The 14,956-nt window shown below is 64.3% G+C and carries 10 protein-coding genes and 1 pseudogene; 8 read left to right on the top strand and 3 right to left on the bottom strand.

The features are described from left to right. Positions 1 to 70: 70 nt before the first annotated feature. Positions 71 to 1,753, top strand: a complete 1,683-nt coding sequence (locus tag AC1Z3O_RS16045; protein WP_483516689.1) for a Na/Pi cotransporter family protein — start codon at positions 71 to 73, stop codon at positions 1,751 to 1,753. A 21-nt stretch (positions 1,754 to 1,774) separates the two neighbouring features. On the opposite strand, the gene AC1Z3O_RS16040 is transcribed toward AC1Z3O_RS16045, so the two are convergent. Together AC1Z3O_RS16040 and uvrA are read right to left on the bottom strand one after the other, a co-directional pair. Beyond that, positions 1,775 to 2,272, bottom strand: coding sequence for an adenosine-specific kinase (locus AC1Z3O_RS16040; protein ID WP_483516688.1), 498 nt, complete (start codon positions 2,270 to 2,272; stop codon positions 1,775 to 1,777). Between the two features lie 101 nt (positions 2,273 to 2,373). After that, on the bottom strand, positions 2,374 to 5,238 hold the full coding sequence (uvrA, locus tag AC1Z3O_RS16035; RefSeq protein WP_483516687.1) for an excinuclease ABC subunit UvrA: 2,865 nt from the start codon (positions 5,236 to 5,238) through the stop codon (positions 2,374 to 2,376). A 446-nt stretch (positions 5,239 to 5,684) separates the two neighbouring features. Here uvrA and AC1Z3O_RS16030 point away from each other — a divergent pair, with 446 nt between their 5' ends. From AC1Z3O_RS16030 to AC1Z3O_RS16015, 4 genes and pseudogenes are all read left to right on the top strand, one after another. Further along, on the top strand, positions 5,685 to 6,932 hold the full coding sequence (locus tag AC1Z3O_RS16030; protein WP_483516686.1) for an MFS transporter: 1,248 nt from the start codon (positions 5,685 to 5,687) through the stop codon (positions 6,930 to 6,932). A 300-nt stretch (positions 6,933 to 7,232) separates the two neighbouring features. Next, entirely contained in the window at positions 7,233 to 7,781 is a 549-nt protein-coding gene (locus AC1Z3O_RS16025) for a single-stranded DNA-binding protein (protein WP_483516685.1), read from the top strand. Between the two features lie 179 nt (positions 7,782 to 7,960). After that, positions 7,961 to 8,361 (top strand): annotated as a pseudogene (locus AC1Z3O_RS16020) (efflux RND transporter periplasmic adaptor subunit); the annotation flags it as partial. Positions 8,362 to 9,054: 693 nt separating this feature from the next. Further along, entirely contained in the window at positions 9,055 to 10,596 is a 1,542-nt protein-coding gene (locus tag AC1Z3O_RS16015; protein WP_483516684.1) for a Rieske 2Fe-2S domain-containing protein, read from the top strand. A gap of 364 nt (positions 10,597 to 10,960) precedes the next feature. On the opposite strand, the gene AC1Z3O_RS16010 is transcribed toward AC1Z3O_RS16015, so the two are convergent. Next, the gene (locus AC1Z3O_RS16010) at positions 10,961 to 11,881 is read right to left on the bottom strand and encodes a LysR family transcriptional regulator (RefSeq protein WP_483516683.1); all 921 of its coding nucleotides are present in this window, start codon (positions 11,879 to 11,881) and stop codon (positions 10,961 to 10,963) included. Positions 11,882 to 12,052: 171 nt separating this feature from the next. On the opposite strand from AC1Z3O_RS16010, the gene catA reads away from it, so the two are divergent. The 3 genes from catA (at position 12,053) to benB (ending at position 14,940) form a co-directional block, all read left to right on the top strand. Further along, positions 12,053 to 12,976 carry a catechol 1,2-dioxygenase gene (gene catA / locus AC1Z3O_RS16005; RefSeq protein ID WP_483516682.1) on the top strand — a complete coding sequence of 308 codons (924 nt, stop codon included), beginning with the start codon at positions 12,053 to 12,055 and terminating at the stop codon, positions 12,974 to 12,976. A 75-nt stretch (positions 12,977 to 13,051) separates the two neighbouring features. Further along, positions 13,052 to 14,452 (top strand): benzoate 1,2-dioxygenase large subunit, encoded by a 1,401-nt coding sequence (gene benA, locus AC1Z3O_RS16000; protein ID WP_483516680.1) that lies wholly within the window; start codon positions 13,052 to 13,054, stop codon positions 14,450 to 14,452. Beyond that, positions 14,449 to 14,940, top strand: coding sequence for a benzoate 1,2-dioxygenase small subunit (benB, locus tag AC1Z3O_RS15995; RefSeq protein WP_483516679.1), 492 nt, complete (start codon positions 14,449 to 14,451; stop codon positions 14,938 to 14,940). The genes benA and benB overlap by 4 nt, the downstream gene beginning before the upstream one ends. Positions 14,941 to 14,956 lie beyond the last annotated feature (16 nt).

Raw genomic sequence — 14,956 nt, 5'->3', positions numbered from 1 at the left:
GACAACTACACGATGACCGGGCCCAGCTTTGCGCTCGCGGCTGCCAGGCACCGGTCGCGACAAGGCTCCCATGGGCGTTCTTCTCCATCTCCTCTCGGGCGTCGCGCTGCTGGTCTGGGGCACCAACATCGTCAAGGTCGGCATCCTGCGCGTGTACGGCGCCAACCTGCGCCACGTGCTGTCGGTCAGCGTATCGAACCGCTTCACGGCCTTCCTCGCCGGGCTGGGCGTCACCGGCCTGGTACAGAGCAGCAATGCCACCGCCGTCATCGTCAGCTCCTTCGTCGGCCAGGGCCTGATCGCCGTGGCCCCGGCGCTGGCCATCATGCTGGGGGCCAACGTTGGCACCGCGCTGATGGTGCAGATCTTCTCGCTCGACCTGTCCTGGCTGTCGCCGCTGCTGATCTTCGCCGGCGTGATCCTGCACCTGTCCTGGAAGGGCAGCAAGCCGGGCCACGTCGGGCGCGTGCTGATCGGGCTGGGCCTGATCACGCTAGCGCTGGAACTGATCTCGATCGCCACCCGGCCCGTGGTGCAGGCCGCCGGCGTCAAGGTGCTGTTCAGCACGCTGACCGGCGATCCCTCCCTCGATATGCTGATCGGCGCGCTGATCACCATCCTGTGCTATTCGAGCCTCGCGGTCGTGCTGTTCTGCGGCACGCTGGCCTCGTCCGGCGTGGTGTCGATCCATGTGGCGCTGGCGCTGGTGCTGGGCGCCAACCTCGGCTCGGGCATCTCGGCGATGCTGACCACGTCGGGCAACAACCAGCCGGGCAAGCGTGTGGCGCTGGGCAATCTGGTGTCGCGCCTGCTTGGCTGCCTGGTCGCGCTGCCGTTGCTCGGCCAGGCGCAAGAACTGCTGGTCTTGCTGGGCGGCGATGCGCAGCGGCAGGTGGTCAATTTCCACATGCTCTTCAATATCCTGCTGGCCACCTTGCTGCTGGGCGCCACCGGGCCGCTGGCGCGCCTGTGCGAGGCGGTGCTGCCGGGTCGCAACACCGGCGAAAGCCAGGTCACGCCGCGCCACCTCGATGCGGCCGCGCTGTCGACGCCCACGCTGGCGCTGGCCAACGCGGCGCGTGAGGTCCTGCGCATCGGCGACCGCATCGAGCAGATGCTCGACAATATGCTGCGCGTGCTGCGTAACAACGACGCCAAGCTGGCCGCCGCCACCTGCCGCATCGACAACGAGGTCGACGACCTCTACACGGCGATCAAGCTCTACCTGACCCGCATCAGCCTGGAGGCGCTCGACGAGCGCGATGGCCAGCGCTGGACCGAGATCATCTCGCTCACCATCAACCTGGAACATGCCGGCGACATCATCGAGCGCCTGCTGCTGGATGCGCGCGACAAGAAGATCGCGCACAACCTCGCCTTCTCGGAGGCCGGCATGCAGGAGATCGCCGAGATGCACGCGCGCCTGGTGGCCAACCTGCGCCTCGGCCTGTCGGTCTTCCTCAACGGCGACCTGAAGAGCGCGCAACAGCTGATGACGGAGAAGGCCAATTTCCGCGAACTGGAGTTCAAGTACGCGCGCTCCCACCTGCACCGCGTGGCCGAGCAGACCGCCGAGAGCATCGAGACCAGTTCGCTGCACCTCGACGTGATCAGCGACTTCAAGCGCCTGAACTCGCTGTTCTGCGCGCCGGCTTATGCGGTGCTCGAGCAGGCCGGCGCGCTCAATCGCAGCCGCATGAAGGAAGACGACGCGCCGCCGTCGGCGCGCGTGCCGTCGACGCAAGCGGATTGAAGTGAAGGCGCCGGCAGCGGACTAGAGCTTGTAGCCCAGCGCGCGCAGTAGCCCGCGTCGCTCGCCGATGTCCGCCTCGGTCTCGATGCCGAGCGGGCCGGCGCCGTCCACCACGCCCAGCACGGCCCGCCCTTGGTCCGTCTGCGCCACGATGACCTGCGTCGGGTTGGCCGTGGCGCAGTAGATGCGGCAGACCTCGGGCGCGGCCCGCACCGCCGCCAGCACATTGACCGGAAAGAGTCCTTCGCCCAGGAAGAGGAAGAAGCTGTGGCCGGCGCCGACCGCCAGCGCGTTCTCGCAGGCCAGGTCGATCATCGCTTCCTCGGTGCCCGACCAGCGCACCAGCCGCTTGCCCGAGGACTCGCAGAAGGCCAGCCCGAAGCGGGCGCCGGGCACGGTGCCGGCCACCGCCTCGTGGATGTCTTCGACAGTCTTGATGAAGTGGGATTGCCCGAAGATGAAATTGGTCGCTTCAGGCTTGGCGACCTGGACCAGGTTCAGGCTGACGGCGGCATCCATGGCGGCGCTCCTGCTCGGGCGGCGCCCCGGGGCGCCGGTGCAGTCCATGGTAGGCGCCGCCGCCGCGAATGCAAGCGGCCGGGGCGGCCCACGGCTAGCCGCTAGCTGCGCGCCAGCAGCGGCGCCAGGTAGCGGCCGGTGAAGCTGGCCTTGCTGGCCGCCACGTCCTCCGGGGTGCCGCGCGCGACGATCTGGCCGCCGCCCGCGCCGCCTTCCGGACCCAGGTCGAGCAGCCAGTCGGCGGTCTTGATCACGTCCAGGTTGTGCTCGATGATGACCACCGAATTACCCTGGTCGCGCAGCTTGTGGATGACCTTGAGCAGCAGCTCGATATCGTGGAAGTGCAGGCCCGTGGTCGGCTCGTCCAGGATGTACAGGGTGCGGCCGGTGTCGCGCTTGGACAGCTCCAGCGACAGCTTGACCCGCTGCGCCTCGCCGCCGGACAGCGTGGTGGCCGACTGGCCCAGCCGGATGTAGCCCAGGCCGACGTCGAGCAGGGTCTGCAGCTTGCGCCGGATCACCGGCACCGCGCCGAAGAACTCATGCGCCTGCTCCACCGTCAGGTCGAGCACCTCCGAGATGCTCTTGCCCTTGTACAGCACCTCCAGCGTCTCGCGGTTGTAGCGCTTGCCGTGGCAGACGTCGCAGGGCACGTAGACGTCGGGCAGGAAGTGCATCTCGACCTTGATCACGCCGTCGCCCTGGCATGACTCGCAGCGCCCGCCCTTGACGTTGAAGGAGAAGCGGCCCGGGTCGTAGCCGCGCTCCTTGGCCGACGGCACGCCCGCGAACAGCTCGCGGATGGGCGTGAACAGGCCGGTGTAGGTGGCCGGGTTCGAGCGCGGCGTGCGCCCGATCGGGCTCTGGTCGACGTTGATGACCTTGTCGAAGTGTTCCAGCCCGTCGATGCGCTCGTAGGGCGCCGGCTCCGGGGTGGAGCCGTACAGGTGGCGCGCGACCGCGTTGTACAGCGTGTCGTTGATCAGCGTCGACTTGCCCGAGCCGGACACGCCGGTCACGCAGGTCAGGAGGCCCACCGGGATCTCCGCGCTGACGTTCTTCAGGTTGTTGCCGGTGGCGTTGACGATGCGCAGCATGCGCTCCGTATCGGGCGCGGCGCGCGTTTCCGGCACCTCGATGCGGCGCGCGCCCGACAGGTACTGGCCGGTCAGCGATGCCGGCGCGGCCTCGACCTCGCCGGGCGTGCCCTCGGCCACCACCATGCCACCGTGCACGCCGGCGCCGGGGCCCATGTCGACCACGTAGTCGCTGGCGCGGATCATGTCCTCGTCGTGCTCCACCACCAGCACGGAATTGCCGATGTCGCGCAGGTGCTTGAGGGTGCCGATCAGGCGGTCGTTGTCGCGCTGGTGCAGGCCGATCGAAGGCTCGTCCAGCACGTACATCACGCCGGTCAGGCCCGAGCCGATCTGCGAGGCGAGGCGGATGCGCTGGGCCTCGCCGCCGGACAGCGTGTCGGCGCTGCGCTCCAGCGAGAGATAGTCCAGCCCGACGTTGTTGAGGAAGTTCAGCCGCGCCGTGATCTCCTTGACGATCTTGTCGGCGATCTCGCGCTTGGCGCCATGCATCTCCAGCGTCAGGAACCAGGTCAGCGCGTCGCGCAGCGGCCAGCCGTTGATCTCGAAGATGGCGCGCGCCTGCCCGCCGTCGCCCACCTTGACGTGGCGCGCCTCGGTGCGCAGCCGCGTGCCTTGGCAGACGGGGCAGGCCTGGTTGTTCTGGTACTTGGCCAGCTCCTCGCGCACCGCCACCGAGTCGGTCTCGCGGTAGCGCCGCTCCAGGTTGGGGATGATGCCTTCGAAGGCGTGCTCGCGCACCGTGGTGCGACCGCGCTCGTTGATGTACGAGAAGGGGATCTGTTCCTCGCCCGAGCCGTGCAGCACCACCTTCTGCACATTTTCCGGCAACTCCTCGAAGGGCGTGTCGGTGTCGAAGTCGTAGAAGGCCGCCAGGCTCTGCAGCATCTGGAAGTAGAACTGGTTGCGGCGGTCCCAGCCCTTGATCGCGCCCGAGGCCAGCGACAGGTTGGGGAAGGCCACCACCCGCTTCGGATCGAAGAAGGTGATCTGGCCCAGGCCGTCGCAGCTCGGGCAGGCGCCCATCGGATTGTTGAAGGAGAACAGGCGCGGCTCCAGCTCCTGCAACGAGTAGGAGCAGATCGGGCAGGCGAACTTGGAGCTGAACACGTGTTCGTGTCCGCTGTCCAGTTCCAGCGCGATGGCGCGCCCGTCGGCCAGGCGCAGCGCGGTCTCGAAGGACTCGGCCAGGCGCTGCTTGATGTCGGCGCGCACCTTGACTCTGTCCACCACCACCTCGATGGTGTGCTTTTCGGTCTTCTTCAGCTTGGGCAGCGCGTCGACCTCGTAGACGACGGCCTGCGCCTCGTGCGCGGTGCCGCCGCCCGAGCGCACGCGGAAGCGCACGAAGCCCTGCGCCTGCATCGCATCGAACAGGTCGGTGTGCTCGCCCTTGCGGTCGGTGACGACCGGGGCGAGGATCATCAGCTTGGTGTCCTCCGGCAGCGCCAGCGCGGCGTCCACCATCTGCGACACGCTCTGCGCCTCCAGCGGCAGGCTGTGGTCCGGGCAGTAAGGCGTGCCGGCGCGCGCGAACAGCAGGCGCAGGTAGTCGTGGATCTCGGTCACCGTGCCCACCGTGGAGCGCGGGTTGTGGCTGGTCGCCTTCTGCTCGATGGAGATCGCCGGGGACAGGCCCTCGATCAGGTCGACATCGGGCTTTTCCATCATCTGCAGGAATTGCCTGGCATACGCCGACAGCGACTCCACATAGCGGCGCTGGCCTTCGGCGTAAAGCGTATCGAAGGCGAGCGACGACTTGCCCGATCCGGACAGGCCGGTGATCACGACCAGCTGGTTGCGCGGCAGGTCGAGATTGATGTTCTTCAGGTTATGGGTACGCGCCCCACGGATCTTGATTTCGTCCATACGCCGAGTGTTCTCACGCATTCACGCCCGTTCCCGCCGGGCTCCCTCTGTATTGTGCTACATGCGACTCATTAAGCATGCTGGGGTGGCGGTCGGACCGGCCAGGCCCAGCAGAACCAGCAGAAGGCACAACAGAAGGCACAGCGGAAAAAGTGTGCCCTGGCACGCCTGTTTTCAAGGCGGGGCCGGGGATGTGGCCCGCAAAGCGCGAAGGGGCAAACCTGTTAATATACCGAACTTCGGTTTCCCAGGTTGTCCCTCACGGCCGCGGGCCGTATGCCGCCACCAGCGGCGTGCCGCCAATCGATCACCCAGGCAAAGCATGTTGCGGGTCAGGCAACTTCCCGCCGCCGGTGCGATCGAACCTGCCGGTGCAGCCAACAGCCGGGCCGACGTGGCGCGCGCGTGCGCCTGCCGATCTGTCCGACCTATTCCCCACGACCGCAATGCCGTCGATCCCGTCTTCTTCCCAAGGTGCTGCCCCCGAAGTCCAGGCCGGCGCCGCGCGCGAGCGCATGACCCGCGCCGAACTGCGCGCCAGCCTGTCGCTGGCCAGCATCTTCGCCCTGCGCATGCTGGGTTTGTTCCTGATCCTGCCCGTCTTCGCCGAATACGCGCGCAGCCTGCCCGATGGCCATGACGCACAGCGCGTCGGCCTGGCGATGGGCATCTACGGCCTCATGCAGGCCTTCCTCCACATTCCGCTCGGCTGGCTGTCTGACCGCATCGGCCGCAAGCCGGTCATGGTGGCGGGGCTGCTGCTCTTCATTGCGGGTGGCCTGGTGGCCGCCTTCGCCGACAGCCTGACCGGCATCATCCTCGGCCGCGCACTGCAGGGCATGGGCGCGATCTCGGCCGCCATCACGGCCTGCATCGCCGACCTGACGCGCGAGCGCCACCGCACCAAGGCCATGGCCATGGTCGGCGGCAGCATCGGCCTGACCTTTGCGCTGTCGCTGGTGATCGCCTCGCCGCTGCTGCACAGCATCGGCATGCATGGCATCTTCGCCCTGATGTCGGTGCTCGGCGTGGTCGCCATCGGCGTCACGCTGTTCGTGGTGCCCAGCCCGCCGCCGCCGCATCCGGTGCGCCTGCCTTTCCGCAGCGTGCTGCTCAATGCCGACCTGGCGCGCCTCAACGTGGGCGTGCTGGCGCTGCATGCCAGCCAGGTGGCGATGTTCATGGTGGTGCCCGCCATGCTGACCGATGCCGGCATGCCGCTCGACCAGCACTGGAAGGTCTACCTGCCGGTGGTGCTGGTGTCCTTCCTGCTGATGCTGGCGCCGATGATGGCCGCCGAGCGCTATGGCAAGGTGCGTCCCGTGCTGCTGTGTTCGGTGGCGCTGATGACCCTGGTGCAGCTCCTGTTCGCGGGCGTGCACGGCTTCTGGAGCATCGTTGGCGTCCTGTTGCTGTTCTTCGTCGCCTTCAACGTGCTCGAGGCCATGCAGCCTTCGCTGGTCTCGCGCTATGCGGCGGCGTCGCGCGGCGCGGCGCTCGGCATCTACAACACCACGCAGGCGCTCGGCCTGTTCCTGGGCGGGGCAGTGGGCGGCTGGATCCTCAAGCATGAAGGGCACAGCGCGGTGTTCTACTCGTGCGCGGCCGTCCTGCTGCTCTGGCTTATAATCGCCTGGAGCATGAAGCCGCCGCCGGCCCGAGGCCAGGGCGGCACGCCGGCGCCGGCGCACTGAGGCAGCGTGGCCGAGCGGGCACACGCGGATCCCGCCCCAGGGGCGATCCGCGGCCGGTGCAACGCGATGGCGTGCCAATCGCGTCGATCTGCAACGTTTCCAGCCAGCAGCAGGCTTTAGCATGACCGCGCGCCCGACTTCCTGGCCGGGTGCGCGTCGTTCGTTTACGTGTTCGTCCATGCGCGTCGGGACGCCCCTTGGCGCACGTGCATGGCCGCGCAAACGTCTTTCAGCAATCGTCAGGGTATTGCCACGCCACTTGTCTTCTCGCGCAGGGCGTGGTCTTCGGAGATCAATCACATGGCATCGGTCAACAAAGTCATTCTCGTCGGCAACCTGGGCGCGGACCCGGAAACCCGCTACATGCCCAGCGGCGACGCCGTGACCAATATCCGCCTGGCCACCACCGACCGCTATCGCGACAAGGCCAGCGGCGACATGAAGGAACTGACGGAATGGCACCGCGTGGCCTTCTTCGGCAAGCTCGCCGAGATCGCCGGCCAGTACCTGCGCAAGGGCTCCCAGGTCTACATCGAGGGCCGCATCCGCACCCGCAAGTGGCAGGACCAGGCCGGCCAGGAAAAGTACAGCACCGAGATCGTCGCCGACCAGATGCAGATGCTCGGCTCACGCCAGGGCATGGGCGGCGGCGCTGGCGGCGGTGACGACATGGGCGGTGGCTATGGCGGCGGCCGCGAGTCGTCCGGCGGCGGCTACGGTGGCGGCCGTCAGGGCGGCCAGGGTGGCCAGGGTGGCCAAGGTGGCGGCCAGCAGGCTGGCGGCGCGCGCCGCCAGCAGCAGGCGCCGTCGAACGGCTTCGAGGACATGGACGACGATATTCCGTTCTAAAACCCACTTCATTGCTTTTTTGTTGATTGAGGCTCGCGTTCCGAGAGGACGCGGGCCTTTTTCATTCCCCACACTTCATTTCGTGGTCTAGGAGCAGTCACGCTGTCAGCGCGTGCGGGCATCGGCGTGCGAGCGTTGCGGAACCTCGAAAGTGGCAATGGTTCTTCGCTGCGTACCCGCAGAACCTTGGCATCCGCACCGTGGAAGTCAAGTCGGGGCGACTGGAGTCCGTGCTGGAGGTGCCCGGCAATGTCGCCATCAACGAGCGCGGCATCGAGGTCATCCAGGCGCGCACGGCCGGATTCGTTGAGCACGCCTACGCCAGGACCACCCTGGACCCAGTCAGGCGCGGCCAGTGTCATCTACTCGCCGGATTGGGTGGCCGCGCAGGAAGAATACCTTGCCGTCGCGCGGACGAACTCAAGCCTGCCGGGCGACCTGCGTAGTGCAGCGCTTGCGCGCATGCGGCAAGCGGGAATGACAGAGAGCCAAATAGCTAGTCGAGACCACCGGCGAGCTGCAGCCCCGACTCAGCATCTCCAGCTCCGTCGATGGCGTCATTACCGAAGTCGGTGCCAGACGCTGAAAGTTCACAGCAGCGAACTGGTAGCCGCCGGCGTACTGCTAAGGCCCAGCATAAGAAGAGCTGGGCCCGCGATACTGCCCGCCGCGATTGCGCCCGCAAGCCAAATCTCCGCCAGGGTTCGCGACCAAAACTTTGCGCAGCGGTGGCCGCCTACAACCTCGTACGCATGCGCTCGCTGGAACAAATCCGTCCGCAGTTGCAGTAATCGCAGTGATGAGATCGGAAACGAGCGCCAGAATGCGGGATAAGTCGATGCAGCGACGCCCGGCTTCCGGATTGTGAAAATTAGCGAACCCACCAGCCTCGCGCTGAAAGCCTCATCGCTTGCGCGATGAATACTTCACCTTTTCCAATTGGAAAACAAACGGCGTCTTGCTTACAAAACTCCCTTCTAGGTGCGCAATCGCACACTGTGCAGTTGCAACACTTCCAGATGAGCCGATAATTTTCTCCAACTTCGCTCCGGTTACGCGTCGTCGCGCTCTCCGGAGAAATGCAGGTGCTGGTCAGTGAAGTCGATCATTGGAGACGAGCGAATTAATCCGCATGCATCAAGGACAGACCACGGGGCGTGATTCCAAATGAATCCTGTGGGACGGAGGTACTGTGGCGCCGCCCGGAACAAGTTCCGTGAATTGGAGCCTCTTGCAGCGTCCATTCCGGGGCTTGGACAAGGGAGAAGTGACGATGGCGAACACCACAGGCGCGGCTGTGCAACATGCGTTTTCACTGAAATTCCTCGGGCATAACGGATTCCTGGTCGAGTCGCCCGCGGAATATCTTGTGATAGATCCCTGGCTCACCGACAAGGGTGCATTTCACGGTAGCTGGTTCCAGTATCCCAAGAATCATCATCTTCAAGCGCAACTGATAGAGACCAGCCAAAGGAAGAAGGGCTGGATATTTATCTCCCATGGGCATGAGGATCATTTCGACCTAGATACCCTAGGCAAAATCGGTAGGGATGCGGTGTTCGTTATTCCGCGGTATCACGATGACGCCCTGAGAAGCGAGATTGACAGACTGGGATTTCAGTATATAGAACTTCTCGATGGCCAACAAAGTGCGGTGGGCGAATGGTTGACCCTGACCTGCTTTATATCGGATATCGGAGTCAATCATGACAGCGCACTTCTGGTTGAAACGCCTGCTTTCAGTTTTTTCAACCAAAATGATTGCAAGATATTCGATCGACTTGATCAACTGCCGAGATCGATAACGTACTATTCGGTTCAGTTCTCTGGCGCAATCTGGCATCCGGTCTGCTATGAGAATTACAGTGACAGCGAACGAGCGGAGGTCAGTAAGGAAAAATCAATCAAGAAGCTGGATAATGTGGTCGGCGCGATTCGAAGGCTCAAGCCGAGATTCTTCATCCCGGCAGCGGGGCCCGCAATTTTTCCTTTCCTGCCGATGTCCCTGTCATGCGGCGACGACAATATTTTCATTCATCAACCAGTTCTTCACCAATATTTGCAGCGCGCAAATATTGAGAATATCCTGTATCCACGGCCAGGGGATGCGATAAATGAATTGACTCCACAGGAGCCCATCGCGTCGCCGACGGAACGCGATATTATCGATTATCGAAAGGATATTGTGGATATTTGGGGAAGTCTTGATCTCGATTTCTCGAAGGAGAGGCTTGTAGATGAAGTAAATAACAGGCTGGACCAGATTTGGGATTTGGAGTTCCCATGTGACTCTCTGTTGGTCCTAGCCTGGGGCGATGGTGAAGGTGAATCCATATGTATTGATTTATCAGAGAAGGCGGTTATTGATCCGCCTGCCTCCATGCCACAATTCTTGCGGCTTACCGCGGACAAAAAATATTTTGCCCTGATGTGCGGCCAAGACAGATGGCAGAACATTCACCTCTCGCTGAGGGCAAAGCTATATCGCAAGCCTGACAGGTTTGACAACATCGTCAACATATTCCTGATGTCCGATGCCTCCAATCTTCGCGATTCCATACTTAAAACGCTCGCCATTCCGAAGGAAAGAATCAAGATTTCCGGCAAGGATGGATTACGTTACGAGATCAATCGCTATTGCCCTCACCAGGGAGCGGATTTGCGTTGCGCCACGATCAGGGAAGATGGCAAGCTCGTCTGTCCGCGTCATGGTTGGGTCTTCTCGCTTGAGGATGACGGCAAGGCATTGGATGGAAGTTGCAGCCTGGAAGCGAAACTCATTGAGTGGAATGGTATGGTCGTTTCCGACTGCTGATTGGTGTACTGGCTATTCGGCCTCCACGCCAGCGAGATCGGGTAGAGGCCCGAGATGGGCGCCGGGCTGAAAAAGACCGGCGCCAAGTTTGAGCGCAAGGTCGGGAGTCGGTAACCTGTTGGTCTGCAAATTGGGCCCTGGGCGCCGGTATTGCTAATTATTAGCGCCACCCGTTCTAAGACTGTCCTTCCCACTATTGCTAAGTCTTACCCCTGAGCCCGCTTCACGCGGGCTTTTTTACATCCGCCCGGTGTAGCGTCGTGCGGACCCGCTTCCTTGTCCTGCCGGAATTGCCGGCACAGGTGGCGGCACTCTGGCGCTCTGGCCTGGCCTACCCTGCCCGCATTCTCCTTGCCTTCATGTGTCAGGCCTCATGGCCCGGCAGCGCGTACGGGATTCCGGAGTCCTGGTAGAGCTGGTAGATCAGCTCCTGCATGGCGCGCAGGTCCGCGGATTCATCGAGCGTGCGCATGCTCATGATGATGGGGGACACCAGGTTGGGATCGTCCAGCTCCTTGTAGCAGACGTCGTCGCGCTTCAGGCCGTAGACGCTGCTCGGCACCACCGCGACGCCTTCGCCTGCGGCCACGAGCCCCAGCGCGATCTGCAGCTCGCGTGCTTCCTGCAGCTTGCGCGGCCTGAGGGCGCGGTCGTGGAATGCCGCCAGCACCTGGTCGGCAAAGCTGGGGCGTGGCGCCCTGGGGAAGATGATGAGCGTTTCATCGGCCAGGTCGTGCAGGGACAGCTCGGGGCGGTCATCCGCCAGCCGATGGCCCAGCGGCAGCGCCGCGATCATGCGTTCCTCTCGCAGCACCACGCGGCGCACGGCCGGATCTTCATGCCGGATGCGGCCGAAGCCCACGTCGATCCGTCCCTCCTTGAGCGCCTTGATCTGGTCCATCGTGGACATCTCGTGCAGGCTCATTTCGATGTCGGGATGCTCGCTGCGGAAACGGCGGATGATCCTCGGCAGCATGCCGTACAGGGTGGAGCCGACAAAGCCTACCGACATCTTGCGCTCGATCCTGGCCACGCGGCGTGTCATCGCCTCCAGTTCCGCGGTCTGGGCCAGCAGTTGCATTGCATGCGTATAGAAGAAGCGGCCGGTGTCGGTCAGGCGCAGCGGGCGCGTGTTGCGCTCGAACAGTTGCACGCCCAGGTCGTCCTCGAGTTGCTGGATCTGCCGGCTCAGCGGGGGTTGGGCGATATGCAGGCGCTCGGCGGCCCGGGTGAAGTTGCGTTCCTCCGCGACGGCCACGAAGTAACGCAAATGTCTCAATTCCAAGAATATACCTCACAGGTATTGAGTGGATACTAAATCGGTGTTGGACGGCAAAAATACGGCTCAACTATGCTCCGTATCACGTCGAACGGCAAGGCTTGATACCTGAAACGCATTATCCGGCCGGGCGTTCGAGAGCGACTGACTTAACAATCACACCCACGGAGCAGACAAATGACGCACGCAGAAATCGAGGCGCTGGTGAAGCAATTCATCGTCGATACCGCCACCCAGGGCACCGCGAATCCGCGTGTGCAGCAGGTCGTGACGAGGCTGACTGCCGACCTGTTCAAGGCCATCGAAGACCTGGACCTGAGCCAGAGCGAGGTCTGGAAGGGGATCGAGTACCTGGCCGAGGCCGGTGCCACGCAGGAGCTTGGCCTGCTGGCCGCAGGGCTGGGGCTCGAACGTTTCCTGGATATCCGTGCCGACGAAGCCGAGGCCAAGGCCGGGGTCACCGGCGGCACGCCTCGCACCATCGAAGGTCCGCTCTACGTGGCCGGCGCGCCGGAAAGCACGGGCTTTGCGCGCCTGGACGACGGCAGCGAGGACGGCAAAGGCGAGGTGCTGTTCATGCAGGGCACCGTGTACGGCGGCGATGGCAAGCCGCTGGCGGGTGCCCGCGTGGAAGTCTGGCACGCCAACCAGATGGGGAACTACTCCTTCTTCGACAAGACGCAGTCGCACTTCAACCTGCGCCGCACCATCGTCACCGACGACCAGGGGCGCTACCAGTTCCGCAGCAATGTGCCCATGGGCTACGGTTGCCCGCCGCAAGGCACCACGCAGCGGCTGCTGGACCTGCTGGCGCGCCATGGCCGCCGTCCCGCGCATATCCACTTCTTCGTGTCGGCGCCGGGCCACCGCAAGCTGACGACGCAGATCAACATCGACGGCGATGCCTACCTGTGGGACGACTTCGCCTTCGCCAGCCGTGAAGGCCTGGTGCCGGCGGTGACGCGCGTCACCGATCCCGCCGCGCTGGACCAGCACGGCGTGGACCGCCCGTTCGCGTCGATCGATTTCGACTTCCGCCTGAACGCCGAGCACGACAACCTGCCCGCGGCGGAAGTGCAGCGCAGCCGCGCCGCCGCCTGAGCGGCGCCTTCCCAGCCGGGGCGGCCCCCCGGCCTGTCCAACGGGCCGCAAGACACTGAATCAGGAGACGATTCCATGATCCCCATCCACCTGGACCAGGGGGCGGCCCCCGTGCGCCCCCGACTGTCGCTCGACCGCTTCCTCATCGAAGACGAGCAGAGCGGCGACCACCGGCTGCACCGCAGCGCCTTCACCGACGAGGCCCTGTTCGAACTCGAGATGCGCCACATCTTCGAGGGCAACTGGATCTATCTGGCGCACGAAAGCCAGATCCCGAACAACAACGATTACTACACCACCTACATGGGCCGCCAGCCGGTGGTGATCGCGCGCAACCGCCAGGGCGAGCTGAACGCCTTCATCAATGCGTGCAGCCATCGCGGCGCCATGCTGTGCCGTCACAAGCGCGGCAACAAGGCCACCTACACCTGCCCCTTCCATGGCTGGACCTTCAACAACAGCGGCAAGCTGCTCAAGGTCAAGGACCCGGAAGAAGCCGGCTATCCCGACTGCTTCAACAAGGAAGGCTCGCACGACCTGAAGAAGGTGGCGCGCTTCGAGAACTACCGTGGCTTCCTCTTCGGCAGCCTCAATGCCGACGTGCCGCCCCTGAAGGTCTTCCTCGGCGATGCCGCCCGCATTATCGACATGATCGTCGACCAGTCCGCCGACGGGCTGGAAGTGCTGCGCGGCTCTTCGACCTATACCTTCGAGGGCAACTGGAAGCTGCAGGCCGAGAACGGCGCGGACGGCTACCACGTCTCCGCAGTGCATTGGAACTACGCGGCCACGACCGGCCACCGCAAGCAGCAGAATGCGCGGGAGGACAAGATCCGCGCCATGGATGCCGGCAACTGGGGTCGGCAGGGCGGCGGCTTCTACGCCTTCGAGCATGGCCATATGCTGCTGTGGACGCGCTGGGCCAACCCGGAGGACCGGCCCAACTTCAGCCGCCGCGCGGAGTTTGCCGAGCGCTGTGGCGAGGAAACGGCCGACTGGATGATCGAGAACTCGCGCAATCTGTGCCTGTATCCCAACGTCTACCTGATGGACCAGTTCGGCTCGCAGATCCGGCTGCTGCGCCCGCTGGCGGTCGACAAGACCGAGGTGACCATCTACTGCATCGCGCCGAAGGGCGAGGCGGATGAGGCCCGCGCGCGCCGCATCCGCCAGTACGAAGACTTCTTCAACGTCAGCGGCATGGCGACGCCCGATGACCTGGAGGAGTTCCGCGCCTGCCAGCAGGGCTACGCCGGCAGCGCGCTGCCCTGGAACGACATGTGCCGCGGCGCCAGGCACTGGATTGCCGGCCCGGACGAGACCGCGCAGCGACTCGGCCTGAATCCGCTCATGAGCGGCGTGCGCACCGAGGACGAAGGCCTCTACACCGTGCAGCACCGCTATTGGCTGGACGTCATGAAGCAGGCCATGGCCGAGGAAGACGCTGCGCAAAGCGGCAACGGGAGCGCGGCATGAGCACCATCGATATCGCCGCCATCCAGGCCTTCCTCTACCGTGAATGCCGCCTGCTCGACGATGAGCAGTGGGACGAATGGCTTGCCTGCTATCACCCCGACGCACGGTTCTGGATGCCGTGCTGGGACGACGATGGCCGGCTCGTCACCGACCCGCAGCGCGAGATCTCGCTGATCTTCTACCCCAACCGCCAGGGGCTGGAGGACCGCGTGTTCCGCATCAAGACCGAGCGCTCCAGCGCCACCACGCCCGACACGCGCACCAGCCACAACATCAGCAACGTGGAAGTGGAGCACTGCGATGGTAATCAGGTGACGGTGCGCTTCAACTGGCACACGCTCGCCCATCGCTACCAGACGAACTACAGCTACTTCGGCATGTCGCGCTACGTGATCGACCTTGCCGGCGAGCGCCCGCAGATCCTGGACAAGTACGTCGTGCTGAAGAACGACTACATCAACCAGGTCATCGACATCTACCACATCTGAACAATCGGACTGGAGG

This window comes from Cupriavidus sp. 09_S30, assembly GCF_056930435.1.
This window is presented reverse-complemented; position numbering and strand designations above follow the sequence as displayed.